Source organism: Paraburkholderia sp. BL6669N2 (assembly GCF_003387275.1).
Taxonomy (GTDB): domain Bacteria; phylum Pseudomonadota; class Gammaproteobacteria; order Burkholderiales; family Burkholderiaceae; genus Paraburkholderia.
This window is the reverse complement of record NZ_QUNA01000002.1, coordinates 2482871-2508636: the sequence shown is the minus strand read 5'-3', so window position 1 is coordinate 2508636 and position 25766 is coordinate 2482871. Positions and strand designations below refer to the sequence as shown.

The 25766-nt window shown below is 61.5% G+C and carries 24 protein-coding genes and 1 pseudogene; 15 read left to right on the top strand and 10 right to left on the bottom strand.

Annotated elements, in window-relative coordinates; all coding sequences use genetic code 11:
• Nucleotides 1–14: 14 nt before the first annotated feature.
• The 5 genes from B0G80_RS33725 (at nt 15) to cydB (ending at nt 6478) form a co-directional block, all read left to right on the top strand.
• The gene (locus B0G80_RS33725) at nt 15–263 is read left to right on the top strand and encodes a hypothetical protein (protein ID WP_116122143.1); all 249 of its coding nucleotides are present in this window, start codon (nt 15–17) and stop codon (nt 261–263) included.
• 49 nt (nt 264–312) lie between these two features.
• Nucleotides 313–693, top strand: a complete 381-nt coding sequence (locus tag B0G80_RS33720; RefSeq protein WP_116122142.1) for a TraR/DksA C4-type zinc finger protein — start codon at nt 313–315, stop codon at nt 691–693.
• A gap of 390 nt (nt 694–1083) precedes the next feature.
• Complete coding sequence (locus B0G80_RS33715; protein ID WP_116122141.1) at nt 1084–3864, top strand: ATP-dependent Clp protease ATP-binding subunit; 2781 nt, start codon at nt 1084–1086, stop codon at nt 3862–3864.
• Nucleotides 3865–4077: 213 nt separating this feature from the next.
• Nucleotides 4078–5466: a cytochrome ubiquinol oxidase subunit I gene (locus tag B0G80_RS33710; protein ID WP_116122140.1), complete on the top strand. Its 1389-nt coding sequence runs from the start codon at nt 4078–4080 to the stop codon at nt 5464–5466.
• A gap of 4 nt (nt 5467–5470) precedes the next feature.
• Complete coding sequence (cydB, locus tag B0G80_RS33705; RefSeq protein ID WP_116122139.1) at nt 5471–6478, top strand: cytochrome d ubiquinol oxidase subunit II; 1008 nt, start codon at nt 5471–5473, stop codon at nt 6476–6478.
• Between the two features lie 63 nt (nt 6479–6541).
• Here cydB and B0G80_RS33700 read toward each other — a convergent pair whose 3' ends face one another.
• Both B0G80_RS33700 and B0G80_RS33695 read right to left on the bottom strand, forming a co-directional pair.
• Nucleotides 6542–7345 carry a family 1 encapsulin nanocompartment shell protein gene (locus tag B0G80_RS33700; protein WP_116122138.1) on the bottom strand — a complete coding sequence of 268 codons (804 nt, stop codon included), beginning with the start codon at nt 7343–7345 and terminating at the stop codon, nt 6542–6544.
• Nucleotides 7338–8393, bottom strand: a complete 1056-nt coding sequence (locus B0G80_RS33695; protein ID WP_116122137.1) for a Dyp-type peroxidase — start codon at nt 8391–8393, stop codon at nt 7338–7340. The genes B0G80_RS33700 and B0G80_RS33695 overlap by 8 nt, the downstream gene beginning before the upstream one ends.
• Nucleotides 8394–8806: 413 nt before the next feature.
• Between B0G80_RS33695 and B0G80_RS33690 the strand changes: the two genes are divergently transcribed.
• Nucleotides 8807–9247, top strand: coding sequence for an ester cyclase (locus tag B0G80_RS33690; RefSeq protein WP_116122136.1), 441 nt, complete (start codon nt 8807–8809; stop codon nt 9245–9247).
• Between the two features lie 15 nt (nt 9248–9262).
• On the opposite strand, the gene B0G80_RS46170 is transcribed toward B0G80_RS33690, so the two are convergent.
• Entirely contained in the window at nt 9263–9412 is a 150-nt protein-coding gene (locus tag B0G80_RS46170; RefSeq protein WP_181920229.1) for a hypothetical protein, read from the bottom strand.
• A gap of 128 nt (nt 9413–9540) precedes the next feature.
• Between B0G80_RS46170 and B0G80_RS33685 the strand changes: the two are divergent.
• A pseudogene (locus B0G80_RS33685) lies at nt 9541–10411 on the top strand (class I SAM-dependent methyltransferase).
• Between the two features lie 302 nt (nt 10412–10713).
• A complete protein-coding gene (locus B0G80_RS33680) occupies nt 10714–12183 on the top strand; it encodes an MEDS domain-containing protein (protein ID WP_116122135.1) in 1470 nt (489 codons plus the stop codon).
• A gap of 188 nt (nt 12184–12371) precedes the next feature.
• Here the strand turns inward: B0G80_RS33680 and B0G80_RS33675 are convergent, their stop codons facing one another.
• On the bottom strand, nt 12372–13118 hold the full coding sequence (locus B0G80_RS33675) for a hypothetical protein (RefSeq protein ID WP_116122134.1): 747 nt from the start codon (nt 13116–13118) through the stop codon (nt 12372–12374).
• Nucleotides 13119–13262: 144 nt separating this feature from the next.
• On the opposite strand from B0G80_RS33675, the gene B0G80_RS33670 reads away from it, so the two are divergent.
• From B0G80_RS33670 to B0G80_RS33660, 3 genes are all read left to right on the top strand, one after another.
• Nucleotides 13263–13478 (top strand): LuxR C-terminal-related transcriptional regulator, encoded by a 216-nt coding sequence (locus B0G80_RS33670; protein ID WP_258879109.1) that lies wholly within the window; start codon nt 13263–13265, stop codon nt 13476–13478.
• 198 nt (nt 13479–13676) lie between these two features.
• Complete coding sequence (locus B0G80_RS33665; protein ID WP_106283190.1) at nt 13677–13991, top strand: DUF4148 domain-containing protein; 315 nt, start codon at nt 13677–13679, stop codon at nt 13989–13991.
• Between the two features lie 127 nt (nt 13992–14118).
• Nucleotides 14119–15150: an alpha/beta fold hydrolase gene (locus tag B0G80_RS33660; protein ID WP_116122132.1), complete on the top strand. Its 1032-nt coding sequence runs from the start codon at nt 14119–14121 to the stop codon at nt 15148–15150.
• A 54-nt stretch (nt 15151–15204) separates the two neighbouring features.
• Here B0G80_RS33660 and B0G80_RS33655 read toward each other — a convergent pair whose 3' ends face one another.
• Nucleotides 15205–15696: a low affinity iron permease family protein gene (locus B0G80_RS33655; RefSeq protein ID WP_116122131.1), complete on the bottom strand. Its 492-nt coding sequence runs from the start codon at nt 15694–15696 to the stop codon at nt 15205–15207.
• A gap of 755 nt (nt 15697–16451) precedes the next feature.
• Between B0G80_RS33655 and B0G80_RS33650 the strand changes: the two genes are divergently transcribed.
• The gene (locus B0G80_RS33650) at nt 16452–16976 is read left to right on the top strand and encodes a phasin family protein (protein WP_116122130.1); all 525 of its coding nucleotides are present in this window, start codon (nt 16452–16454) and stop codon (nt 16974–16976) included.
• Nucleotides 16977–17462: 486 nt separating this feature from the next.
• On the top strand, nt 17463–17750 hold the full coding sequence (locus B0G80_RS33645) for a hypothetical protein (RefSeq protein ID WP_106283194.1): 288 nt from the start codon (nt 17463–17465) through the stop codon (nt 17748–17750).
• Between the two features lie 79 nt (nt 17751–17829).
• On the opposite strand, the gene hmpA is transcribed toward B0G80_RS33645, so the two are convergent.
• Nucleotides 17830–19011 carry an NO-inducible flavohemoprotein gene (gene hmpA / locus B0G80_RS33640; protein WP_116122129.1) on the bottom strand — a complete coding sequence of 394 codons (1182 nt, stop codon included), beginning with the start codon at nt 19009–19011 and terminating at the stop codon, nt 17830–17832.
• A 112-nt stretch (nt 19012–19123) separates the two neighbouring features.
• Between hmpA and norR the strand changes: the two genes are divergently transcribed.
• Nucleotides 19124–20719, top strand: a complete 1596-nt coding sequence (gene norR, locus B0G80_RS33635) for a nitric oxide reductase transcriptional regulator NorR (RefSeq protein ID WP_116123821.1) — start codon at nt 19124–19126, stop codon at nt 20717–20719.
• Between the two features lie 206 nt (nt 20720–20925).
• On the opposite strand, the gene B0G80_RS46165 is transcribed toward norR, so the two are convergent.
• The 4 genes from B0G80_RS46165 to B0G80_RS33620 form a co-directional block, all read right to left on the bottom strand.
• A complete protein-coding gene (locus B0G80_RS46165; protein WP_166679001.1) occupies nt 20926–21069 on the bottom strand; it encodes a hypothetical protein in 144 nt (47 codons plus the stop codon).
• 53 nt (nt 21070–21122) lie between these two features.
• Complete coding sequence (locus B0G80_RS33630) at nt 21123–21413, bottom strand: hypothetical protein (RefSeq protein WP_116122128.1); 291 nt, start codon at nt 21411–21413, stop codon at nt 21123–21125.
• Nucleotides 21414–21617: 204 nt separating this feature from the next.
• Nucleotides 21618–23270 (bottom strand): cyclic nucleotide-binding domain-containing thioredoxin-disulfide reductase, encoded by a 1653-nt coding sequence (locus B0G80_RS33625; RefSeq protein ID WP_116122127.1) that lies wholly within the window; start codon nt 23268–23270, stop codon nt 21618–21620.
• 254 nt (nt 23271–23524) lie between these two features.
• A complete protein-coding gene (locus B0G80_RS33620) occupies nt 23525–24148 on the bottom strand; it encodes a hypothetical protein (protein WP_258879108.1) in 624 nt (207 codons plus the stop codon).
• 515 nt (nt 24149–24663) lie between these two features.
• Here B0G80_RS33620 and B0G80_RS33615 point away from each other — a divergent pair.
• On the top strand, nt 24664–25710 hold the full coding sequence (locus B0G80_RS33615) for an ABC transporter substrate-binding protein (RefSeq protein WP_116123819.1): 1047 nt from the start codon (nt 24664–24666) through the stop codon (nt 25708–25710).
• Nucleotides 25711–25766: the final 56 nt, after the last annotated feature.

Below are 25766 nucleotides of genomic sequence, written 5' to 3'. Positions count from 1 at the left end.
GCCAAGGAGTCGCTATGGCACAAGAATTTTCATATAGACGGTTTCAGTTCTCCGCGACGATCTCGCCTCTGCAAACAAATCGGGGGATCGTTACGGTCGATGTCACAACCTCGGACGCCGAGCGCATCGCCGACCTCGGCACGCAGCGTTTCCTGCACGTGGAAAGATGGGTGGAAAGAAACGATCCTGCTTTTCTTCAGGTCGTGATCGACGAATGCAAGGTTACCGTCGACCATTACGCGGACAACGTCGATCTCAGTTGACGGCGCTGTCCCAACGTTCAGCGGGCCAATCATACAGAGGGAGAACACCATGTCGAACCAACAGAGCGGCTTGAGTGACGAGTTCATCGCGCAGCAGCGCAAGCGCCTGGAGGCGCTGCGCCGGGAATTGCTGGGCGGCGAAGCGGAGACGATCGCAGACGATCGAACGGCTCGGGAGGAGCACGGCGACGAGGCCGAGGAGTATGAGGACGCGGCGCAGGGAATGGCGCAGAATGAAATCAATCAGTCGCTGCACGACGTGAACGACCAGCGCATTGCGGATATTGGGCGTGCGCTGCAGAAAATCGACGACGGCACTTACGGCCTCTCCGACGAAAGTGGCCAGCCGATCCCGAAAGAGCGGCTCGAAGTCATGCCAGAAGCGATTCTCACCGTGGCGGAGCAGAGCCGCCGCGAGGCCCGCAAGTAGTGACGACCACGCGCATTAGAGCGCGTCGCCTCGCCGCACGATAGCGTCGGCATGTCGGCCCATGCGCCCCATCGGAAAAACCAATGTCCCCTTACTCACAATCCACTCATAGAATTCAAGGGCGGTTTATTTAGGTTCGTTATGCCAATCATGCGGCGACCAGACGCGTAGTGAGAGAGCGCGAGCGCATGCCGGTTGACCCAAGCCGCTCGTGCATCGCTATCTATTCGAAAGCGACGCCCATTTTGAACGCTGAACAGCGAAACATCGGCCTCGAGCACAACCATAACGAAAGGCCGGCGACAGGTTCCGAGCGTTCTCCCCTCACTTGAACGCGTCCTAAAACTTTTAACAACATCGGATGCCTTACCTCAGAAAGGTGATTTTACGATGCCCGCCCTTTGCGAAATCTGTAACGCTCGTCCCGCCGTCGCCCGTGTGACCGTTGTGCAGAACGGCGAGCGGAAAACTTTATCGATTTGCGATTACGACTACCGGCAATTAATGCGGCACCAGAGCATGGCGAACCCGTTCGACTCGCTATTGGGAGGCGGTGGTCTGTCACGCTTCTTCGGCGGGATGGGCGGCGCGCACGAGGAAGACGACGATAACGAGAGTCTCTCCGCTGAGGTGCCGCGCGAATCGGTCGACGCAACCGACGCCTTCAGCGAACAGACGCTCGAGTTGTTGCAGCGTGCTGCAGAGAAAGCGCACGAACTCCAGCGAAGCGAGCTTGACACCGAACATCTGCTGTATGTACTGGCGGACAACGATGTCGGCACTGCGCTGCTGAAGGAACTCAAGCTCTCGCCGCAGGACATCAAGGCTTATATCGATCAGCACGCGCAGAAGGGCACCGCGAATCCCGATGCGTCGATCGAGAAAATGACCATCTCGCCGCGCCTGAAGAAAGTGTTCCAGTACGGGTTCCAGGCATCGCGTGATCTGGGTCATTCGTATGTCGGCCCGGAACATCTGCTGATCGGGCTTGCGGCGGTGCCGGACAGTATCGCGGGCACGCTGCTGAAGAAGTATGGTGTGACGCCGGAAGGGCTGCGGCAGAAAGTGGTGAAGGTGGTCGGCAAAGGCGCCGAGGACGGCCGCGTCGATGCACCGACCGGCACGCCCACACTCGACAAGTTCGGGCGTGACCTCACGGCGCTCGCGCGCCAGGGCAAGCTCGACCCGGTGCTGGGCCGCGCGCAGGAAATCGAAAGCACGATCGAGGTGCTCGCGCGGCGCAGGAAGAACAATCCGGTGTTGATCGGCGAGCCCGGCGTTGGCAAGACCGCCATTGTCGAAGGTCTGGCGCAGCGCATCGTCAACGACGAGGTCCCCGAAAATCTGCGCGGCAAGCGGCTCGTCGAGGTCAATATCAATTCGATGGTGGCGGGTGCGAAGTATCGCGGCGAGTTCGAGGAACGCGCAAAAACGCTGATCGACGAAGTGACGGCAAAGAAAGACGAACTGGTTCTGTTCATCGACGAGTTGCACATGATCGTGGGCGCCGGCCAGGGCGGCGGCGAGGGCGGTCTCGACATCGCGAACGTGCTCAAACCGGCGCTGGCTCGCGGCGAACTCAGTCTGATCGGCGCGACGACGCTCAACGAATACCAGAAGTACATTGAAAAAGACGCCGCGCTGGAGAGGCGCTTTCAGCCGGTGCTGGTGCCCGAGCCGACCGTCGAGCAGACCATCGTCATCCTGCGCGGTCTGCGCGACAAGCTCGAGGCGCATCATCAGGTGACCTTCGCGGACGATGCGTTTGTCGCGGCCGCTGAAATGTCGGACCGTTACATCACGTCGCGCTTTCTGCCCGACAAAGCCATCGACCTGATCGACCAGGCCGCGGCGCGCGTACGGATCGGCGCGACTTCGCGTCCGGCGGACATCCAGGAACTCGAAGCCGAGATGTCTCAACTCAGGCGCGAGCAGGATTACGCGTCCTCGCGCAAGCGCTATGACGAGGCGAAGAAGTTCGAGGAACGTATCGGCGAAAAGCAGACGACACTCGATGAGCAGATGGAGGCATGGCAGCGCAAGACCGGTTCGGAAACGCTTGAAGTCACCGTGGCGGCCATCGCCGAAGTGGTGTCGCGTCAAACCGGCATTCCGGTCACGGAACTGACACAGGAAGAGCGCCAGAAGCTGCTGGACATGGAAAACAAACTGCGTGAGCGCGTGGTCGGCCAGGACGACGCGGTGCTTGCCGTGAGCGACGCCGTGCGTCTGTCGCGTGCCGGACTTGGCCAGGCGAACCGGCCTATCGCGACTTTCCTCTTCCTCGGACCGACCGGCGTCGGCAAGACCGAACTCGCGAAGGCGCTGGCCGAAACGGTGTTCGGCGATGAACAGTCGGTCATTCGTATCGACATGTCCGAGTATATGGAGCGTCACGCGGTGGCACGCCTGATCGGCGCGCCGCCGGGGTATGTCGGCTATGACGAGGGTGGCCAGCTGACGGAGCGGGTCCGGCGGCGGCCGTATAGCGTGATTCTGCTCGACGAGATCGAGAAGGCACACGCGGACGTGAGCAATGTATTGCTCCAGGTGTTCGACGACGGCCGTCTGACCGACGGCAAGGGTCGCGTGGTGGACTTCAGCAACACGATCATCATCGCGACCAGCAATCTCGGCGCGCACATCATCATGGATAACCTCGAGAAGCCCGAGGCGGATCAGTTGCCGGAGAAGAAGCTTCGCGAGGAGTTGATGGATGTGCTCAAGGGCCACTTCCGTCCGGAGTTCCTGAACCGCATCGACGAGGTGATCGTCTTTCACGGACTTTCTCGCGAGAATATCCGCTCGATCGTGCGGATCCAGCTCGAGCGGGTCACGCGCACCGCGGCGGCCCAGGACATCACACTCAAGATCGACGAGTCGATTGTCGACCATCTGGCCGAGGCCGGCTACCGGCCGGAGTTCGGCGCCCGCGAACTGAAGCGCCAGATTCGCCAGGAACTGGAAACGCGGCTTGCCAAGGAGATTCTCGGCGGCAAACTGAAATCGGGCGACAATGTCGAGGTCAGCTATGACAAGGACAGCGGCGAAGTGAAGTTCGTTCGCGGCGAGGCGACGCCGCCCAAGGCGAAACGCGCTAATAGCCGGACAAAGAAGAAGTCGTCCGACGAAGTCGGCAGCAGGGAGTCCACGGAGGGCGCCAGGTCCTGACGGCGTGGCGTGGGCAACAGGCAAGGACACGCAGCGAGCGTGTCGGCGGTGTGGCGCGTATTATCCGGAAGCGGACCTGATGATGCCTCCCGAACTCTTCTACCAGGAAAGAGACGGGAGGCGCGCGGTTCGCCGGCTGAGTGATGTCTCTCAGCTTCGCGAGGCGTTCATCTTTGCGCAAGTGCCGGTACAACCTGGAGCCGCCGTTCAATCATGGAAATCTTCGACGCCTTCCACCTCGCCAGGCTTCAGTTCGCATTCACGGTTTCATTTCACATCATTTTCCCCGCCATCAGCATAGGCATGGCCAGCTTCCTCGCCGTACTGGAAGGGCGCTGGTTGCTGACCGGCGACGCGGTCTACAAGGACATGTTTCTGTTCTGGTCGAAGATCTTCGCGGTCGGCTTCGGCATGGGCGTGGTCTCGGGCGTGGTGATGGCCTACGAGTTCGGCACCAACTGGAGTGGCTTTTCCACCATTGCCGGCAACATCACAGGACCGCTCCTGACATATGAAGTGTTGACGGCGTTCTTTCTCGAGGCGGGCTTTCTCGGTGTCATGCTGTTTGGCTGGCAGCGTGTGAGTCCGCGCGCGCACTTCTTCGCCACGCTGATGGTGGCGCTCGGCACGTTGATGTCCACTTTCTGGATTCTCGCGTCGAATAGCTTTATGCAAACGCCGCAAGGATTCGCCATGATGAACGGCCGGATCGTACCGGTCGACTGGCTGAAGGTGATTTTCAATCCGTCGTTCCCGTACCGGCTCGCGCATATGACCATCGCCGCGTTCATTGTGGCGGGGTTTATCGTCGCTGCGTGCGGGGCGTGGCACCTGTTGCATGGCCGGCGCGACGGACCCGTCAAACGCAGCTTTTCGATGGCGTTGTGGATTCTGCTTTTGCTCACGCCGGTGCAGATTTTTGTCGGCGATGCGCATGGCCTCAATACGCGCCAATATCAGCCGGCCAAAATCGCCGCAATTGAAGGCCTGTGGGAAACCGAGAAAGGCGGCACGGCGCTCAATCTGGTCGGTTTTCCCGACATGAATGCGGAAGTGACGCGCTATGCGGTGCAAATCCCGCATCTGGGCAGCCTCATTCTGACCCATAGCTGGGATGGAGAAATCCGCGGGCTCAAGACGTTTCCCGCCAGAGACCGCCCGTATTCGCCAATCATCTTCTGGACCTTCCGGATCATGGCGGGCCTCGGCATGCTGATGCTGTTGGCCGCCTTGCTCGGGTTGCTGCTCAGGGTGCGAGGCCGCCTCTACGAGACGCGCTGGTATCAGGTTTTCGTGCTGTGCATGGGGCCGTCGGGGATCGTCGCGCTGTTGGCTGGGTGGGTAACGACGGAGGTCGGCCGCCAACCCTGGACGGTCTATGGTGTTCTGCGAACCGAAGACTCACTCTCGCCGATCAGTGCCCAGCAAGCGGGCGTGTCATTGCTGATCTTCGTGCTGGTGTACTTCCTGGTATTCGGTATGGGGGTCTACTACATGCTCAAGATGATGAAGCGCGGACCGGAAGAAGAGGTCGACGCCCGCCGGTCCGTTAAACATCCGGTGTTGCGCAATCGTCCGCTGGACGCACTGGAACGGGAGTGAGGTCATGCAAATCGATCTTCCGGTCGTGTGGGCTGCGATCATCGGCCTCGGCGTTTTCATCTATGTGATGCTGGACGGCTTCGATCTCGGCATCGGCCTGCTGTTTCCGTTTTTCGAGGAGAAAGGCGATCGGCAAGTCATGCTCAACACCATCGCGCCGGTCTGGGACGGCAACGAAACGTTCCTCGTGCTCGGCGGTGCGGGGCTATACGGGGCGTTCCCGGTCGTCTATTCGACGCTGCTGCCGGCAAACTATCTGCCGCTGATCCTGATGGTCGTGGGGCTGATCTTTCGCGGCGCGGCCTTTGAATTGCGCGCGAAGGCCACGCGGACCCAGCATGCGTGGGATCTCGCCTTCATTGCCGGCTCGGCTCTCGCGGGCCTTTGCCAGGGCATCGTGCTGGGGTCGCTGCTGCAAGGCATCAAGATCGTCGATGACCGTTTCGCCGGCGACCCGTTCGACTGGCTGTCGCCGTTCAGCCTGTTCTGCGGCATCGGCGTGCTCTTCACCTATGCGACGCTCGGCTGCGGCTGGCTAATCCTCAAGACCGAAGGCGAACTGCAGCGCAAGATGCGCGAGGTGATGCGGCCGTTGCTGGCCGTACTGCTGGGGATCATCTTCGTGGTAAGTCTGTGGACCGTGATCGGATTGCCGGCGGTCGAGCATCGCTGGTTCGGGAGCGGCTATCTCGGCTGGTTCATGCCGGTGCCGATTCTTGTTCTGGCCTGCGTGTGGGGCATTTTTCGATCGCTTCGTCTGCAGCATGAAGCGATGCCGTTCCTGCTCACGCTTGCGCTGTGCTTTCTCGGATACAGCGGCTTGCTGATCAGCATCTGGCCGAACATCGTGCCGCCTTCGCTAACGATCTGGGAAGCCTCGTCGAGTCATTCGAGCCAGCTCTTCACGCTGGTCGGCACGGTGATCGTGCTGCCGGTCATCCTCGTCTACAACGCCATGCAGTACCGCGTGTTCCGCGGCAAGGTGCGGGAAGGGGACGCCGGCTACCACTGACACCGGCGCCGCCGGTCGCGGATGAAACGGCCCTTGCGTGCCTGAGCCCGCAAGAACCCGCGCTTATTCAGCGAGCGTCAGCGACACGGAGGCTTCGCTCGTCAACATTAGGAATGTCAGCGTTTCGCGCAGATAGAGGCGCACGACCGATTCAGTGTGGCTGAGATAGCCGATCGACAGGTCTTCACCGAGGTGCAACTCGAAGTCGCCGCCTCGCGTGGAGAGCACGCTTCCGCCGCTCAGCGCGGGCGCCCAGACGATGTCGCCGTTCACGATCCGCTTGATGTGCTCGATCACCGGATAGCCCTGGTCGCGTGCCTCGCTGAGCGCCGTGTAGGCGTCGGCGCCGAGCAGCACGGAATAAGGCCCGTCCACGCCGGCGAGCCGCAACGCCTCCAGTGCATTGCCGATCGCGTGCGGATAATCGCCGATGTCGGCGGACAGCGCGAGCGGCGCGTTCGACGAGCCTTCGCGAATCCCGCCGATTCCCGCTGCCTCGTATCCGTCGAAGATCGCGCGATCTTCCGCATAGGCGAGTTCTTTCGCTGCGTCTTTCGCGGGCTGCCAGTCGGCGTCGTTCGCGCCGCGCAGCACGCTATCGATCGCCTCGCGCTGCAACTCGAACGGCACGGTGAACTCGACCACGCGCTTGACCTCCGCGAGCTTGGCCACGACGCCTTGTTGAGGCGCGGCAATCGCGGTCTGATGCCCCGTGCCGACACCGGACAGTTCGGTTCCACCCGGACCCTTGACGTCGACCACGCGACGGCCCGCTACGCTGCGTTTGAAGGTGCGCGCCACTTCGTTTTCAATCTGCGACCAGGCGGCACTGGAAATGGGGGCGAGCTCGCGATGCAGGTTATTCATGTTGGGAGATTCCCTTGAGAGAGCCAATATTCAGCGAGCCGTCGTGGCGCGGCTCGGCGGGCGAAGAGGGTTCGGGTTGTGTTTCGATGGCGGCCGTGACGCTCGGCGGATCGCGGTCCGCGAGTTCTTCGAGCAAGGTGGCCGACGGCACGAAGAACAGGCCACCCGTGACGGCGCGGCTATAGTCGAGCAGCCGGTCGTAGTTGCCCGGCGGCCGCCCGATGAACATGTTCTCCAGCATCTGCTCGATCGGCGCGGGCGATCGTGCGTAGCCGATAAAGTAGGTGCCGAATTCGGCCGCGCCCAGGCGGCCGAATGGCATGTTGTCGCGCAAGATCTTCACTTCCTTGCCGTTCTCGGTGATCGTGGTCAGCGAGCTGTGCGATGACGACGGTTTGACCGCCGCGTCCAGTTCGACGTCGGACAATTTCTTGCGGCCGATAATGCGCTCCTGAGTCTCGACCGAAAGCGCATTCCATCCGTCCATGTCGTGCAGGTACTTTTGCACGAGGACATAGCTGCCGCCCTCGAAGCCGGGGTCTTCGGTGATCAGCGTGTATTCGTCGGCGGCGCGGCCTGTCGGGTTCTCGGTGCCGTCGACGAAACCCACCATGTCGCGCATATCGAAGTAGCGAAATCCGTGAACTTCATCGACCACGGTGACCGCGTCGCCGAGCGCGCCCAGCAACTGCGTGGCGAGTTCGAAACAGAGATCCATATGATCGGCGCGGATGTGCAGCAGGAAATCGCCCGGTGTCCCTAACGCTCGACGCTCGCCCTCGCCGATGTCGCGGAACGGATGCAGGAGGGCGGGCCGCGGCGCGCCGAACAGCCTGTCCCATGCGTCGGAGCCGAACGAGCAGACGCACGACAGATTGCCGGCCGGCACACGCTTGCCGACCGCGCGCACGAGGGCGGCAATGTCGCCGCACCATTCGCGCACCTTGGCCTCCTGGTCACGGTCGTTCGCGACGGTCGCGACAATGAAGATCGCGCTGCGGGAGACGTCATTACAAATTGCTTGCGGTTGCGGGATTTCGTTGGGCATCGGCTTGATTGTTGTTAGACCGTTACGGGTTCCTACAGCAGTAGAACCCACGTCGTTCCGCCTGCGCGTTTCATGCCGGAGGCGGGCGCGAGTTTCGTTTGGATGACTGAAGCAGGTTAGCTATTGCGGTCACCGCGACGCCGCACGCATGCATGCCGCTTTGGCTTGTCGCAGGAAGGGCGCAACATGCGTGACATGGTTGACGTCCATCACGCTCACAGATGTTATACCGGGCAGATAATTTGTGGGTACTGGGTGCCGGTTTCGGGACGCGCTATGGCGCGGCGGATTGGCAAAAAAACGGCCGCATTCATTCGCATGCAAACGGAGGGCGGCCCGACGTTGAATGCCGTGAAGCCACCCGGAATGATTCGGTCTACCATGGCGACTTGCACCCTCAGGAGCAGCAGATCATGACCTCAGGTACCGATGAAGCGGTGGCGCGAGAAGCGGTTGAAGGGTTCTATCGAGCGTTCGAGCAGAAAAGCGTCGAGTTATTGGCGAAGGTTGTCACCCCTGACTGGCAGTACATTCCGGAGCCTCGCGGCGTCGCCCCCGGACCCGGTCAAATGGTTCAGGTGTTCCATGACATAGCGACCGCGCTGCCGGACTTGAAAGTCGAAATTCTCGATTTGCTGGTGCATGGCAACCGGATAGGGGTTCGCGCGGAGATCAGCGGCACGCAAACGGGCAAGCTGCTCGGCATCGACGCGAGTTCGAAGCATGTGAAATTCGCGATTCATTCTTTCCATCAGATGCGTGGAAATCTGATCGAGAAAACCTGGCACCTCGAAGATTGGCTATCGCTATTTCGACAGCTTGGCCAGTTGCCAAAAATGCTCGACCGGCATTGAGGTGGAAACAACGAATCAATGCTGATAATGCATGGCCGCGGCGATCAGAAGCCGGAACGGCAGCGCGAGCAGCACTGCGCCGGCAACGCCGAGCAACCACAGTCCAACGAACCATAAGAGGCGTGTGCTGAAGGTCGTCTTGCGATCAGAGCTTGTCTGTGACACGCTGTCCCCCGTCATCGGCTCGTCTATTCACGTGGCAATCATAGCCTGTTGCGCGCGGCAGGATTGCGACAGCTGCTGGTGTGCGATGGCGAATCGGAGCCCGGAACCAAACAACCGGATCGAGACTCATGAACGAGACGCGAAATGCGGCGCCCGACAGCACCGCTGCGCGTGTCGCCTTGTGGCGCGCGCTGCACGTCGAGGCGGACCCGCCGCCGCATGTGCTGGAAGACACAGTCGGCCTCAAGTTGCTGGCTCCAGGCGACGACTGGCGCGGACGCGGAGACATGGACCCGCAGTTCACGCGTCCGTTTCGCGCTTCGATCGTGGCTCGAGCGCGCTTCATCGAAGACCTGGTCGTGGAACAGGCCGGGCGCGGGCTGAGTCAGTACGTGATCCTCGGCGCGGGGCTCGACAGTTTCGCGCAGCGCAGGCCGGAGATCGCGTGCCGCCTCAAGGTGTTCGAGATCGACCCCGCCAGGTCCTCAGGCATGGAAGCGCCAGCGCCTGATCGAACTCGGCTACGGCGTGCCGGACTGGCTGCGCTTCGTGCCGGTCGATTTCGAAGCGGGCCGGAACTGGCGGGATGAGTTGACGGCTGCGGGCTTCGATGACAGCAAGCCGGCGATCGTGGTCTCCACGGGCGTCAGTATGTATCTCACTCTGGAAGCGAACATGGCCACGCTGCGCGAGGTCGCGGCGCTCGCGCCGGGATCGACGCTTGCCATGACCTTCCTGCTCCCGCTGCATCTGGCGGACCCTGAGGTGCGTCCGGGGCTCGAGATGGCGGAGAAGGGCGCGCGAGCAAGCGGGACACCTTTTATCAGCTTCTTCACTCCGCCGGAGATGCTGGCGCTGGCCCATGAAGCCGGCTTTGGCGAAGCGATACACGTCCCGGCGGCCGATCTGACGCAGCGCTACTTCTCCGGCAGGACCGACGGTCTGCGCCCGCCGAACAATGCCGAGGATCTGCTCGTGGCGAGCACCTGGCCGCCGTGAGCGCATTGCCCCTTTCCAGATCGAATACCACACGTGATTGACGCCCATGTGACCAGACGCTCATTGCCGCCCAAAAACATGCATAGGGAAAATATCTATTCTGTCAAAGCTGGCCCTCGCGTACTTTCAAATTCTGCTGAATCCCAAATATCGAGCACCAACGCGGCGGAACCGCTTCCTGTCCTTCAACAGGATCGGCGGATCGACGCGAGCGGGGCCGTGACATTCATATTCGAGCGCGCGGGACATCGTTAAAGCCTGGCGCGACTGTGGTTCTTGACCCACGCACTCTCAGGGAAACGATGACCACCGGACCTCGTAAAAGCGGTTTTCCAGCGCTTGGCGCCCTCACTTGGGGCTCCCATCTGTGTCACTTCTACGAATCGCGGAGCGAATTGCTCAGCGTCACCGCGGACTTCCTGCATGCCGGACTCGCCAATCGCGAAGCGGCCGTGTGGATCGCGCCCGCGCTGTTGGGACCCGACAAAGCCCGCTATATGCTCACGCGAACCGCGCCCGCACTCGCGGAATATATCGATGCAGGCCAATTGCAGATTCTCGACGGCGCGCAGATTTACGCCTCGCCTAAAACGGGCTTCAACGGCGGCGCCACCGTGGGCTTATGGTCGAAGGCGATCAATGACGCGCTGGGGCGAGGTTTCGAAGGATTGCGAGTGGCCGGCGACGCCGTCTGCAACGAAAGCACCGACTGGGTTGCGCTGCTCGACTATGAAGCCTCGCTGAAGGAGAGGCTTGCTGCGCTGCCGATCATCGGCTTGTGCACGTACTGCGTGCAGAAGCTTCGCACTGCGCAGGCGCGGGACATCGAGCGTCTGCACGATGCGAAGATCGAGCGGCCGCGCGTCGAGACTTGCGGGCATGCGCGTGCGCAGGCTGGCGGGCAGAGCGTGCAACGTGCGGAGCACGTCGTCACCCTTGCCGGGCGTAGCGATGAATCGGAACAGGCTGCGATCGGCGCAACGATAGGCCACGAAATCCGCAATGCCATCACCCCGCTCGGCCTGCTCGCGCGTTTGTTGAACACCCAGTACGGCCATGACGAACAGTTGACGCGATACGCGCTTCTACTCTCACGGCAGGCCAGCGTGCTCGGTCAACTGGCCCAGCAATTGATGGCGGCGGACGATGCCGGTTCCGCCGGTTCCGTTGATCCGGCGCTGGGCGCGTTGGCATGTGCGTCGCGTGAGAGAGCGGTGGTGAATCGCGCGCCGGTCGATGTCGGCGATCTGCTCGCGCATTGTGTGCTGGTAGCCGAAGCGGGCGCGCCAGATCACGCGCCGATTCAGGTGACGGCAGGCGACGCACCGTTGCGGGTGCAAGGCGACTTCGGCGAGCTGACTCAGGTGTTCGTCAATCTGCTGATCAACGCGCTCAAATATTCGGCGGCTGCGGATGCGATCAAGGTGACAGCGTCACGAGCCGGGCGTTACTGCTATATCAGCGTGAGCGACGAAGGGGCCGGCATCGCGCCGGGCGAGCTTGCGAGCATCTTCAAGCCCTACGCGCGCGGGCTTGCGGGCCGCGCCTTGGGAACCAGGGGGCATGGGCTCGGATTGGCGGTGGTGCGCGATATCGTCGCGAGCCATGGCGGCACCGTCGAAGCGTTTTCCGGAGGACTGGGCCGCGGCTCGGAATTCGTGGTGCGCCTGCCGCTGGCGAAGCTAGTCACGCCAATCACGACGATCGCGCCCGAAGCGCAAGATTGCGAAGCGGTTTGCGCCGCACCGGTCACGCAAGGTATTGCCGTATAGCGAACGCGATGGCTTAAGGCGTCGTCAGGCCATGCATGTGCGGTTGCGGCCGAGTCGCCTCAGGCCGCGGCTTGCAGGTAACGCCAGTGCGGTCACCACCAACGCCGCGAACGCCTGGAGGGCAATCTTGAGGCGGTTGCCTCCAGGAGGCAAGGCTCAACCGCGACAGCCCGCTTAAACCTCAACGATCATTCAACCCGACACCAACGACCGGTTTCCGGGCACACCATGGCGGGTTCGCCATTCACGCACACTTGCTCTTTATCCGCGTGCAAAGAGGTTGGAGAGGCAATGTCGAAGGCAACTTTAAGCGTCTGCGCCACATGCACGTCTTCGATGGGAAGCTCCCACGTCAGGAATATTTGCGTGCAATCCTGATCCGCAGCGAAGTCGGCAGCATTGAATCCGCTGCTGCCGCGCCGGATTACCCCATGTGGCTGGCCGGTATCGAATATCAAGGCCGTGCCGCGAGTCAGGGGAATGCGATGACCCGTACCGGGGAAATGCACATCCAGCCCCTTGTCTTCGCTGAGAAAAAGATTGCAGAAGGCCGCACCGCCATATTGCGCGCCGTCATAGTGATATCTCGCGCCACGGCAGGCCATGAGCGCAATGTCGCTGACGGCAAGCACGCCGGGGAGGCCTAGCGCAGCCGTCCATTCGGACGCTGCTCGCACGCAGCGCGTGTAGTCCGGCCAGCGCACTTGCGTTCGCGCCAGCGGCATGACCTCGACGTCACCGGGTTCGAGGACCATGCGCGACGACGTCTCCCTGTCCCAGTCCGCAAGCACACGAGCGGGGAGCGGTGGCACGTCGAGCGTGCCTGACAGCACGATGTCACTGACGCTTCGACTGCGAATGGCATCGCCACTCGAGAAATAGGAAGTCAGCAGGTTTCGCTTCGATGCTGTAGAAGATTGGCTCATCCGCAGCATTGTAAGTTACCGCCCCGCTTTGAATTGCGTCCGCACTGACATGGCGCTTGAGGTATGGGATGTCGCGTTTCATCAGCGGCGACCCGGTGGCGGTGGTCTTTTGGCCCAACAGAAAACCTCAGTTGATCGCGGAGACACAAAGCATTGCGCAGGCGATCCAATGCATGGCTGACCGATCGCGAGACCGGAGTCGCGCTAATGATTCTCACCGGTCACTCGACCAGAAACATGGCGAAACAGCTGAGTGCATCACCCGCCCCGGCCAAGGTTCACCGGCGCAATCTCTACAGGAAACTGAGCATTTCCGCCCAGGCAACACCCTTTCTGCTCATCATGGGCGAGGACTTAGAGGCGGGCTGAAGCCTTAACGTCGCCCCGTTCTTTGTATCGCAATGTATCCGCACCGTAGCAAGGTACATAACGTTTCATCAACGGGCATTGCCGACATAAGCCAGATACGTCCACGGGGTCTAATGCTTCCAAGCCAGCCGAACTGGCCTTGCTAACCAGAACGCAAACGGGCGTTTGCGTGGAAGACATTTTCTCGAGGTGAAAGTCATGAAAGTCATTCAATCGCTTATCGTCGCCGCTGCCGTTGCTCTGCCGGCTTTGTCGTTCGCACAATCGAATCAGCCGCTCACTCGGGCGCAGGTTCGCGCGGAACTCGTGCAGCTGGAGAAGGCCGGTTACAACCCCGCGAGCGACGAGACGCAGTACCCCAGAAATATCCTGGCTGCCGAAGCTCGCGTGAGTGCGCAAAACGGGCCGACGGCATCGTCATACGGCTCGGCGACGGTTGGCAGTTCGGCGTCGGGTTCGCGTGCGCCGGACTCTGAAGTGATCGGTCTCGGTGCGATCTACGCCAAGCCGTAACTTAAATTCGGCTTCGAGGACGGGCGTTTCTGCCGGCCACGCCTCGCGATGTTTTGCTTCAACCATTCGGTGCGTCGCGCGGGCGCACTGTTCAATTCAGCGCTGTCGCACATAAGGAGAATTAGCCATGTCTGACCAGATCAACACCCGGCGGCGTCGTCTGCTTGGGACGGCGGTTGCGGGCCTCAGCCTGATGGAACTGGGACTAAGCGGGCTTGCCAACGCACAGTCCAATAGCACGAAGGCGGGAGCGAGCGCCGCCTCGTTCGACACCGTCAAGCAGATCGACGCGGGCACGCTCAGCATGGGATACGCCGAGGCGGGCCCGCAGAACGGTCCGGTTGTGATCCTGCTGCACGGCTGGCCCTACGATATCCATGCCTTTGCCGAAGTCACGCCGTTACTGGCAGCGGCCGGCTATCGCGTCATCGTGCCGTATCTGCGCGGCTATGGCACGACGCGGTTCCTGTCCGCGGATACGCCGCGCAACGGCCAGCAGGCGGTGGTGGCGGTCGACATCATCGCGCTGATGGATGCGTTGAAGATCGACAAGGCGATTTTCGGCGGCTTCGACTGGGGCGCGCGCACGGTGAATATCATCGCCGCGCTGTGGCCGGAACGATGCAAGGCGATGGTCTCCGTGAGCGGTTATCTGATCGGCAGCCAGGAGGCGAACCGCACGCCGTTGCCGCCGAAAGCGGAACTGGCCTGGTGGTATCAGTTCTACTTCGCGACGGAGCGCGGCGCGGCGGGTTACGACGCGAATCGCCACGACTTCAACAAGCTGATCTGGCATACGGCATCGCCGAAATGGAATTTCGACGATGCAACGTACGAGCGCTCGGCACAATCGTTCAGCAACCCTGATCATGTCGCGGTGGTGATTCACAACTATCGCTGGCGTCTGGGACTGGTGAAGGGCGAGCCGCAATACGACGATCTGGAGAAGCGCCTGGCCGCGGCGCCGACGATCGCCGTGCCGACCATCACGATGGAAGGCGACGCGAACGGCGCGCCGCATCCGGACCCGGCGGCGTATGCGAAGAAGTTCACCGGCAAGTACGCGCATCGGAACATCGGCGGCGGCGTAGGACATAATCTGCCGCAGGAAGCGCCGAAAGCATTTGCCGATGCCGTGATCGACGTCGCACGTTTCTAGCATTGCGCGCGCTGACGGCTATTGCAAAGCGTGCGCACGCAACCAATGCATTGGCTAGTCGCGTTGCTCCGCCGCTCCAGGTTTGCCGTCGCGACCTTTACCGCTTCGCCGGTCTTCGTCACGATCATCGCGATTGTCGACGAACGGCGAATCGGTGTCGCTGCCGCCGGCGCGCAACACAGCGCGCGCTTCTTCAGCCAGCTTTTCGTAGTGTCGTCGAAAGCGCGTCAAGTCCTTTTCCTCAAGCTCTTCAAGATCGAGCAGGGCGTTGTGAGCCCCTCCCAATGCGCGGATCAACTCGTCGAGCTTGATCTGCATCGCGGCGGTGTCGCGGTTCTGGGTGTTCTGGATCAGGAAGACCATCAGGAACGTAACGATCGTGGTCGACGTGTTGATCACGAGTTGCCACGTATCGCTGTAGTGAAAGAGCGGGCCGGTGAGGGCCCAGACGATCACCATGGCGACGGCCAGGACAAAGATGACCGGCCTGCCGGTCATCGTGGAAAGGAAGCTTGCGAACTTCGAAAACCATTTGCCGCTCATCATGACCTCCGGGGGGGCGGTTCGACGTGAGGCATCATCGCACAGGGCCAACCCCGGCCGACGGGCATGCCTCGAAGCACGTCAGCGGTCCGCGGATTTACCTCATACGATCGATTCAGGATGCTGTTCGAGGTAATCCGACAGCGCCCTCAGCGCGCTGAGTGTCCGGCACCAGATCCGTGTTGATTCGCAGGAAGAGGGAATTGGCGTTCATGAGCGCCTGATCCAGTGCACACGGCCAAAATACTCGCGACGTTTTATTGCTGATACCAATTGCGGCCCACTGGTATTGCCGCCGCATTGAATTGCGCGGCGCTGCGGATAGATGGTTGTAAATCCGCATCACATTTATTCTTTTCTCCAATCCGATAGACGGTCACATGCGCATGTATTTGATCGTCTACCGCACATCTGCCCACGCACTTCATAGCGCGACCAAGCCGCTTATCGACAGTGTTCTCCACGTTGCTTCCCACCCGTCGGCGCATGCGCCGAGGTGGCGCTTATTCCACTGATCTTTCAGCCATCGCAGCCGCGCGATTCCTCAGCCAAAACCGCGCCGTCAGACAAGGGTAATTACTTACAAAAGAGTACGCCAGGTGCAGATTTAACAAAGTTAGAATGTTTCATCTAATGCTGCATCGCAAAACGATTCGAGCGGCTTGGGGCAATTCGAGGGTCAACAATCTGCTTGCATCCCGCTGGTTTCGCATATCTCTTGTCTGAGCAATGTGAACGTCTTAACGAAGGAGTCCAGAGTGTATTTTTCGACGCCAGATCAATTCATCTCCCTGCAAAGTGCCAATGTTGCCGTCGCCTTTTCGTTGGCGCAGCAAACATTCCAGTATTTTGAAGAGCTGGCTAAGTTGAACCTGCAGGCAGCCAGGGCCACGCTTGCGGAGAGCGAGCAGGCATGGCAGATGGCGATGTCGGGTAAGACGCCGGTCGAGCTGTTTGTTCATCAGGCCAGCAACGCCAAGCCCGTCGCTGAGAAAGTACTGTCTTATAGCAGTCACATGTTTGAAATCGCGAATGACGCACAAGCCGAGTTTCTGAAGATTGTCGAAGACCGGTTCGCACAATCCAACACGAAAATGCAGACGGCGTTCGACGACTTCGCGCGCAATGCGCCCGCAGGTTCCGAACTCGCGGTCACCGCGTTCAAGTCGGCGGTTTCCAGCGCGGGCGCTGCCTACGACGCGATGCGCAAAGCCACTGCGCAAGCCATTGCCATGGCGCAAGCCAGTCAGTTGACGGTGCCTGCTCAGGCGCGGGCCAAATAAAGCCAGTCAGTCAACAGCAATGCTCACGCAGCCTGGCGCAAATGCGCCGGGGGCTGTTGTTTCGCTTTCCTCCAAGCAGACGGATCGGCCGATTCGGAAACGAAACGGGTATCGCGTTGCTTGCCAACCCGTTCGAAGGGCGGTCCGAAGGCGCTTGATAAAGTAAGCCGGGAATGTAATGGGAAGTCACGCTTCTTATAGGAACGATCTTTCGCATATTGAAACGATAGTCACAACGCTAGAGAGATTGCTTTCAAAAGGTGATTCGATGGCCGGCACGTCGGTCATCAATGAACCGAATTATTGGCGTCAACGTATCGAGACAATACTGAATCAGCGCGAAATATCGAGGGTCGAGCGCGAGCATGCCGACGCCTTGCTCAGGCGCTTGAGCGGAATCATCAAGATGCCTTAATAAGGTGGGAGAATCGGCAAACATCGAAAAGCCGCGAACAATGCGGATCAGTCAATATAAAAGGACACGACATGACCAGTGAATCTTCTGAGAGCGGATTGCAGGTACTGACATCGCACACGCAGGGCCGTCATCGACTCGTGGTGCGCGCGGCACTTCATGGTATGCGCATTGCCGCAATCTGGCAGGTGCTATTTCCATTCTCCCGCAACGTCGAGACAGTCGCTGTCACGACGCTTCCGGGCAGCGGTTTTGAAGAGGTCACGATTGCGCTGGCTCAAGCGCAACGCGAGTTGGTGGACGCCATGATCGCGCGCTTCAAGAGCATGTCCTGGGTGACGAGCGCAACGCTTTGCTAAAGGCGTGACTTCAACGCGCCCGGCCGTTGCATGCGAATAGCCGGCTCCGGCTATTTGCATGTCGACCGCAACCCGCGTTTTATTCGAGAGCGGAAGCCGGACCAAAGAACTCATACCGGCTTTGCGACTCCGGCACGCCGATCGCCTTCAAATGCTTCTTGATGGCCTTCATGAACGCGATCGGTCCGAGGAAATAGACGTCGACGTCACGCGTCTTGGGCAGCCACGCGTCCAGATGCTTTTCGTCCAGATAGCCGATGCCGTGCGCGTCGGCATCTTCCGCGCGGCGCTGCTCATAGCAATAAAAACGCTGCAACTTCGGATGGCGCGCGGCCAACTGGTCGATCACGTCGCGGAACGCATGCACGCCGCCGTGACGCGCCGAGTGAATGAAGTGCACAGGGCGATCGGTTTTCAGCGCGGCTTGCAGCATTGCGAGCGTGGGCGTGATGCCCACGCCGCCGCTGATCAGCACCAGCGGCTTGTCGCTGTCTTCGAGCTTGAAATCCCCAGCCGGCGCGAACAGTTCCACGGTATCGTTTTCATTGACGCGCGTGTGCAGATGGTTCGACACCTTGCCATTCGGTTCGCGCTTCACGCTGATCCGGTATTCCTCGCCGTTTGAGATGGCCGAGAGCGAATAATTACGCCGCACTTCCTCGCCGTCGATCACGAGCCGCAGGCCGATATATTGCCCTGGCTGGAACGCGAGCAACTTGCCGTTGTCGTCGGGGCGCAGATAGAACGACGTGATCTCGCCGCTTTCCCGCACTTTACGGGCGACGCGAAAGAGCCGCGTGCCGCGCCAGCCGCCCGGCGCCGCTTCGCGCTCGGCGTACATTTTCTCTTCGAGGCCGCTCAGCAGACCGGCGAGTTGCTGATAAGCGGCGGCCCATGCTTCGATGACCGCATCAGTGGCGATCTCCGCGCCGAGCACTTCGCGGATAGATCTGAGCAGGCACTGTCCAACGATCGGATAATGCTCCGGCAGGATATTCAGCGCGACGTGCTTGTTGATGATCTGCGAGACCAGCCCGCCCAGTTGTTCGAGTTGATCGATGTGACGTGCGTACATCAGCACGCCGCTGGCCAGCGCGCGCTGCTGCGCGCCGCTCGCCTGATTGGCGAGATTGAACATGGGACGCACTTCGGGATGTTCGCTGATCAGCATGTCGTAGAAGTATGTGGTCAGCGCCTCGCCCCCGCTTTCGAGAAGAGGAACGGTGGCTTTGACGATGGCGCGGTGTTCGGCGGAAAGCATGGGAAGTCCTGGTAGTTGGTGGGTATCCAGTCGTGCTTCGACTGATGTGCTGATGTATCCATGTTCCGTGCCAGGTATAAAATATAATCAAATCAACGATCTGAGTTTAATGATGGTCAATTCGACCTTAGTCGAAAAGACTCCTCATGGAGTCAATCTGACTGCGGGAGCACTGCTGGACGTCTTGACACCGCTGATCCTCGATCTTTCGCGTGAGCTGTCCGACCGCGAACGCTACCGCCGTCTGCTGAGCAGCCTGCGCGCGCTGTTTCCCGGCGACGCGGCCGCTCTATTGCGTCTGGAGGGCGACACGCTGGTGCCGCTCGCCATCGACGGATTGAGCAGCGATACGCTCGGACGCCGCTTTCGTGTAAGCGACCACCCGCGCTTCGAGCAACTGTTGTCACGGCCGGAGCCGACCCGCTTCGCCGCCGACTCCGATCTGCCGGATCCCTATGACGGCCTCGTGCAAGGCGTGGCCGGGCATCTCGAAGTGCATGACTGCCTCGGCTGTCCGCTGTTCGTGCGCGGCAGGCCGTGGGGTTTGCTCACGCTCGACGCGCTCGACCCGGCGCGCTTCGACAGCATCGACATGGCGTCGCTGCGGGCGTTTCTGGGCTTGGCCGCCGCTACCGTGAGCGTCGTCGAACGAATCGACACGCTTGCGCGCAGCAGCGAGGAAGAGCGGGCGCGTGCTGAAGCCTACCGGCAGGCGAGCAGCCAGAGCCGGCGCGAGATGGTCGGCAGCAGCGACGCGCACACGCATCTGATGAAGGAAATCGAGGTGGTCGCCGGTAGCGATCTGACTGTGCTGATCACCGGCGAGACCGGCGTCGGCAAGGAACTCGTGGCCAACGCGATCCACGCGCTCTCGGCGCGGGCGAACAAGCCGCTGATCAGCCTGAACTGCGCCGCGCTGCCGGATACGCTCGTCGAGAGCGAACTGTTCGGGCACGTGCGGGGCGCGTTCTCCGGCGCATCGTCGGACCGGCGCGGCAAATTCGAACTGGCCGACGGCGGCACAATTTTTCTCGACGAAGTGGGTGAGCTGCCGCTACTTGTGCAAGCCAAGCTGTTGCGGGTTTTGCAGAACGGCCAGTTGCAGCGCATCGGCTCGGACCACGAGCACAAGGTCGACGTGCGGTTGATCGCCGCGACGAATCGCGATCTGGCTGAAGAGGTTCGCGCCGGGCGGTTCCGCGCGGACTTCTATCATCGGCTCAGCGTCTATCCGTTACGCGTGCCGCCGTTGCGCGAGCGCGGCCGCGACGTGTTGCTGCTGGCGGGGTTTTTTCTCGAAGAGAATCGCTCGCGGCTCGGTCTTTTGAGTCTGCGTCTGGCGACGGATGCGCAAGCCATGCTGCTGCGTTATCCGTGGCCGGGGAACGTGCGTGAGCTGGAGCATCTGATCGGCCGAAGCGCGCTCAAGGCGCTGGCCGCGAATCGCGAGCGTCGCCGGATTCTGACGTTGACGGCCGCCGACTTTGCGCTGGCCGCCGCGCCGGAAGAAGACAGGGTCCAGAAGACCCAGGCCGAAACAACTGAGAACGGATCGAAGGATTTTCGCAGCGCGGTCACCGAGTTCGAGCGGAACACCGTTGTCGACGCGTTGGCGCGCCACAATCAGAATTGGGCGGCGGTCGCGCGCGAGCTTGGTCTTGACCGCGCGAATCTGAACCGGCTCGCTAAACGGCTCGGCCTTAAATGAAGACGATCTCCATGGAATAAAAGGCAACGCAGATGACAGCCGCGCAGCACTGCACCGCTCGGATTCATGCTGCGGCGGCTGCCGGGTCGTTGCGACCTGTGGTGATGACGGGCTGCCGCGCCGCTTTTGCCGTACGACTATTCCGATGAGAACGTTCGAAGGATTCGCAGGTGTTCTCACGTGCGAATCGGAATCAGTGCTTTAAGTCACTCCGCGATCGAAAAGCGCGCCGGGCGCTTTTGCGGTGCCTGGGTTGGGCGCTCCACGCGCGAGGTGGCGCCGCGAATAAAGAGGATTGCGCAGAAGGCCACCATGGCCCAGATGCAAAAAATTACCGTCAGAGCGCTCATGTCAATTTTCAGAGGGTGAGACTGCGATGGGTGCTGTTCGGCCGGCGGGCCGGTCAATGCGTCGTATGCGGGCCGCTGCCGTCGAACAGAAGCTCGTCGATCAGGCGCGTGGCCAGTTGCAGTTGCTGTTCGAGCGAGGCGCGCGTCGCCTCCGCGCCTGCCGCGTCGCCGCGCGCAACGGCGTCGTAGGTCTGCGTCGCGAGGCACAGCACGCTCTCCGACGCGAGGTGCAACCCGCGCATTGTTGCGGCGTCGGCGCCCGGCACCGGACTGGTCCATTCAGGCGTCGAAACAGCCGGCAAGACGATTTCGAACTCGTCATCTTTATCGTGGCGGGTAGACATCGTGGGCTCCTTGCGCAATGGGTACGCCAAGTGTGCGCCGGCGGGGCAGGTTCCAATCGGCCGAACAGAAGCCTGTTTTTTAGTCAATCTGCGATGATCGGAAAACCGACGTATTCCGCTGAAGAATAGGCCTTGTCGGCGCCGCCGTCCAGCGGCCGGCGCGCTTTCGCGCGCGGGCCGAATAGCCGCGCGGCACGACCGCCGCTAGCGGGCGTCCTGCTGCAGATATTTGTGGGCGAACGCGATTGCCATGCTGCCCTCGCCGACCGCGGAAGCAACGCGTTTGACCGGGCTCAGGCGCACGTCGCCGCAGGCAAACACGCCGGGCACGCTCGATTCGAGCAGATAGGGATCCCGGTTATGAGACCAGCGTCCGGCCTTGACGACGTCGTCGCCGGTGAGCACGTAGCCGCGCGCATCGCGGGCGATTTCTTCGGGTAACCAGCCGGTCTCCGCGTCCGCGCCAATGAACACGAACAATGCCCCGCAATCTTGCCGGCGCGCTTCCTCGCGCGACGCATCGCGCACGTCGATCGCCGTCAGATGGGTATCGCCGTACGCGCCCACGACTTCCGCCCGCAGTCGCACCGCCACGTTCGACTTGCCGCGCAGCTGCTCGATCAGATAGCGCGACATGCTCTTTTCGAGCGAATCGCCGCGCAGTACGAGCGTCACCATGCGTGCATGATTCGCAAAGTACAGCGCGGCCTGGCCGGCCGAATTGCCGCCGCCGATCAGATACACGTCGAGGCCGTGCGTCGCGTTCGCTTCGCTGCGTGACGCGCCGTAGTAAATACCCTTACCGATAAACCGGTCGAAGCCTTCGATCGACAAACGCCGCCACGTGACACCCGTCGCAAGAATGATGGTGCGCGTCCGGATGATGTCGCCGCCGTCGAGGTGAACGCTACGCGCCTGCACATCGATCCGGTCGACTGACCGAGTCACCAGAATCTCAGCGCCGAGCCGTCTTGCCTGCTGCAGTGCGCGGCTCGCGAGTTCGTCCCCGGAGACGCCGTTAGGAAAGCCCAGATAGTTCTCGATACGCGAAGAGGTGCCGGCCTGGCCGCCGGGCGCTTCGCGTTCCAGCACGATGGTGCACAAGCCTTCCGATGCGCCGTACACCGCCGCGGCAAGACCGGCCGGGCCGCCGCCGATGATCATCGTGTCGTATTCGGCGAGACGGGGCTGCGTTTGCAGACCGAGCAGTCCGGCAAGCTCGCGGGTCTCGGGCCGGTTTAGCACCGTGCCGTCGACCAGTCGCAGCGACGGACACTCTTCTTCCGCCGGACAGGTTCCGGGCCAACGCCTGGGCAGCTCGGGCGCGTCCGGCGTCATCCAGTCGTAGCTGATCTGGTTGCGCGCGAGGAAATGCCGCAGCGCCGTACAGGCATCGTCCCAGCGGCTGCCGACCATGGTGACGCGCGCCTTGGGCGGTTCAGCGGAAAGCCCCTGCAAGCCGCCGATGCGTTCGCGCGCGAGCGCGCCCATCTTGAGCGCCACAGCGGGCGATGTGGCCGCCAGTTCGTAATAACGTTGAGCGTCCACACGCATGACGCGGGACGGCTCCGCCGCGCGGTACGCGCCGGGAAACGGCGAACTTAGCGCAAGCGGCACTTCGCCGAAGATCGTGCCGGGTAAACGCCAGCCTAGCGTGCGCTCGATTCCGTCGAACGTCTTGATGACTTCCATTTTGCCGGTGAGCACGACGTACAGTGCGCGTTCGCCGCCTTCATGAACCGCGAACTCGCCGGCGGACAGATGGAGGTCCGCGGACGTGTGCGCGAGATGGTCGAGTTCGTCGCCGGAGAGGGTGGCGAAGAGCGGTACTGACCGGATGTCGTCGGTTGTCAGCATGGCTGGGTCCAGACAGGCAGGTGGAGGAGGGACGGTCTGCGGGAGTCCGAATCAGTATAGGCCGTTCGCCCGGCGACTTCATGCTTCGAGTCTGCGACGAAGCGCACGCGGCATCGCGCCCAAACCGTCGGCGAATGGGCCGATTGCAGTGAGTTGAGGTGTTCGAAATGCACGCGACAGCCACGCTGCCGTGAGTTGGGAAGCTGCCTGTCGATCGAAGGCAGGCGGTCATTCAATTAGTTCGGACTGCAGTATTATTGCGTTCCGCCTGGAGCCGGTGCCTGAGAAGCTGGACCGATTCGTGCGGATTGTCTTACCAGTTCCTGCGTCATCGCGGCGGCGACGGGGTTCGACCCGCGGCGGTCCTGGCTGGCCGGTGCGGCCTGCGTCGGCGGTGGCATCGGCAGCGACGGATCAGGTTTGGACGATTCCCTGACAAGTTGTTCCGTCATGGCCGCCGCGACGGCATTCGACCCATGCCGGGTCAGATCGCTTCGCGCGCGTGCAATCGGCTGCACGCTGTTCGCCTTCGCAGCGACAGACTCGCGCGCTTCTGCCGATGCAGGCGCGCGACCCGGCGGTTTATGTCGCGATGCCTGTGGCTGCGCGCCGTTGAGGACCGGCCCGGTTTTGGGCGACAACGGCGCGTCCGCGATCTCGCCCGTGCTGTTCGCGGACGGCGAAGTGGCAACCACGTTGCCCGCGGTCACATGCGTGCCGTCCACGCGCGGACTAACCGGCGCCGTGGCGACGGAACTGGCCGTCACCGCGTCCGGCGCCACTTCGGAGCGATTGCTTTTAGGGAGAAGCTGGTAAGCGATGAAGCCCACGTCCACCAGAACCAGCGCGACTACTAACGCCTTGCCTGTATTCGTCATATCCAACACCGAACCATTCGAGTGAGGTGATCGAATCATGATAATCGACCGCCAAAAAACATTTGGCGCGGCGTTTTGCAATGCGATATATGCGGTTTTCTCCGTGCGTATTGACACCGTTCTGACACCGCTCGACGGTCGGTCCGTCACTATCAGCCGCCCGCCGCCTCTGCGCGTTTCGTTGAGAAGTTCCAGCGCCTTGTCGAGTGAGCCGCGCGCCTTGAGCAGCGTAAACGCCCGTCTGTTGATCAGCGCCATGATTCATAGTCCTCGAGTCTGGTCTCGAGCGCCGATAACCTGGCATCAGCATGCGGCGCGTGTCTCGCGCGCACGCAAACGGGCGTTTTCACGGCATATTGGGGTTTTGCCGGGTTATAACGTGACGTCATGGGCACTCAAACAATTCCGGCGTTGTCGCGAATAAATAGACTCACTATATTGGGCATCAACGATGCATGACATCGACGATATGTTCGCTCAACCGTTTCGAGGACCCCGTCGTGATCAAGAAGCCCATGTTGCGCCCGCTTGCCGCTGTTCTGATCCTCGGCGTCGCGAATCTCGCGCCCGCGTGTTTGACGCCCGCGTTTGCCGCCGCCGGCAAGATCACCTTTGTCTCGCAAGGCGGGACCTATCAGGAAGCGCAGACCAAGGCGATCCTCGACCCGGCTGCGAAGCTGCTTAACATCACGGTGAACCAGGACAGCATTCCGGACGCGTGGCCGCAGATCAAAGCCCAGGCCGCGACCGGCAAGCCGATCTGGGACGTGGTCGACACGCCGACCTCCAACTGCCTGCGCGGCGGCAAGGAAGGTCTGCTGGAAAAGCTCGACTTCTCGAAGATTCCGAATGGGGCGGCCATGCCGGAGAAATACCGTACGCCGTACTCGGTCGCGTACGAGTTTTATTCGACGGTGATCGGCTACAACAAGAAGTCGCTGAAAAAAGTGCCGCAGAGCTGGGCCGATTTCTGGAACGTGAAGGCATTCCCCGGCACGCGCGCATTGCGCAATGATCCGCAGACCGTGCTCGAAGCCGCGCTGCTCGCCGACGGTGTGCCGCGTGACAAGCTCTATCCGCTCGACGTCGATCGGGCATTTAAAAAGCTGCAGCAGATCAAGCCGGACGTCACCGTGTGGTGGACCTCGGGCGGCCAGTCGGCGCAGTTGCTGCACGACGGCGAAGTGGATATGACGATGATCTGGAACGGCCGTGCAAGTGCGGTGCGCAAGGACAATCCCGATGTCGACTTCACCTTCAACGACGGCATTCTGCAGAACACCCAACTCTGTGTGCTGAAGAACGCGCCGAACCTGCCCGAGGCGATCAAGTTCGTCAACGCAGCGGTCTCGCCGGAATTGCAGGCCAACTTGCCGCTTTATATCGACTACGGTCCGGGCAATCCGGCGGCATTCAAGACCGGCAAGATCGACGCGAAGCGTGCGAGCGAGTTGCCGAGCTCGCCGGAGAATGCGTCCAGGCAGGCATTGATGTCGGAGGAATGGTGGGCGTCGGACGCCGGCATCCAGGCGAAGGCGCGCTGGCTCAAGTTCATGCAGTAAGCGCCATTATCTTGCGCGCGCGAGTCGAGGCCGTTGAGTGCCAACGCGCCGAGTTG

Excerpts from the sequence above, each read along its gene's own strand:
- B0G80_RS33725 (WP_116122143.1), top strand. The coding sequence starts at position 15 with ATGGCACAAGAATTTTCATATAGACGGTTTCAGTTCTCCGCGACGATC.
- B0G80_RS33720 (WP_116122142.1), top strand. The coding sequence starts at position 313 with ATGTCGAACCAACAGAGCGGCTTGAGTGACGAGTTCATCGCGCAGCAG.
- B0G80_RS33715 (WP_116122141.1), top strand. The coding sequence starts at position 1,084 with ATGCCCGCCCTTTGCGAAATCTGTAACGCTCGTCCCGCCGTCGCCCGT.
- B0G80_RS33710 (WP_116122140.1), top strand. The coding sequence starts at position 4,078 with ATGGAAATCTTCGACGCCTTCCACCTCGCCAGGCTTCAGTTCGCATTC.
- cydB (WP_116122139.1), top strand. The coding sequence starts at position 5,471 with ATGCAAATCGATCTTCCGGTCGTGTGGGCTGCGATCATCGGCCTCGGC.
- B0G80_RS33700 (WP_116122138.1), bottom strand. The coding sequence starts at position 7,345 with ATGAATAACCTGCATCGCGAGCTCGCCCCCATTTCCAGTGCCGCCTGG.
- B0G80_RS33695 (WP_116122137.1), bottom strand. The coding sequence starts at position 8,393 with ATGCCCAACGAAATCCCGCAACCGCAAGCAATTTGTAATGACGTCTCC.
- B0G80_RS33690 (WP_116122136.1), top strand. The coding sequence starts at position 8,807 with ATGACCTCAGGTACCGATGAAGCGGTGGCGCGAGAAGCGGTTGAAGGG.
- B0G80_RS33680 (WP_116122135.1), top strand. The coding sequence starts at position 10,714 with ATGACCACCGGACCTCGTAAAAGCGGTTTTCCAGCGCTTGGCGCCCTC.
- B0G80_RS33675 (WP_116122134.1), bottom strand. The coding sequence starts at position 13,118 with ATGCTGCGGATGAGCCAATCTTCTACAGCATCGAAGCGAAACCTGCTG.
- B0G80_RS33665 (WP_106283190.1), top strand. The coding sequence starts at position 13,677 with ATGAAAGTCATTCAATCGCTTATCGTCGCCGCTGCCGTTGCTCTGCCG.
- B0G80_RS33660 (WP_116122132.1), top strand. The coding sequence starts at position 14,119 with ATGTCTGACCAGATCAACACCCGGCGGCGTCGTCTGCTTGGGACGGCG.
- B0G80_RS33655 (WP_116122131.1), bottom strand. The coding sequence starts at position 15,696 with ATGATGAGCGGCAAATGGTTTTCGAAGTTCGCAAGCTTCCTTTCCACG.
- B0G80_RS33645 (WP_106283194.1), top strand. The coding sequence starts at position 17,463 with ATGACCAGTGAATCTTCTGAGAGCGGATTGCAGGTACTGACATCGCAC.
- hmpA (WP_116122129.1), bottom strand. The coding sequence starts at position 19,011 with ATGCTTTCCGCCGAACACCGCGCCATCGTCAAAGCCACCGTTCCTCTT.
- norR (WP_116123821.1), top strand. The coding sequence starts at position 19,124 with ATGGTCAATTCGACCTTAGTCGAAAAGACTCCTCATGGAGTCAATCTG.
- B0G80_RS46165 (WP_166679001.1), bottom strand. The coding sequence starts at position 21,069 with ATGAGCGCTCTGACGGTAATTTTTTGCATCTGGGCCATGGTGGCCTTC.
- B0G80_RS33630 (WP_116122128.1), bottom strand. The coding sequence starts at position 21,413 with ATGTCTACCCGCCACGATAAAGATGACGAGTTCGAAATCGTCTTGCCG.
- B0G80_RS33625 (WP_116122127.1), bottom strand. The coding sequence starts at position 23,270 with ATGCTGACAACCGACGACATCCGGTCAGTACCGCTCTTCGCCACCCTC.
- B0G80_RS33620 (WP_258879108.1), bottom strand. The coding sequence starts at position 24,148 with ATGACGAATACAGGCAAGGCGTTAGTAGTCGCGCTGGTTCTGGTGGAC.
- B0G80_RS33615 (WP_116123819.1), top strand. The coding sequence starts at position 24,664 with ATGTTGCGCCCGCTTGCCGCTGTTCTGATCCTCGGCGTCGCGAATCTC.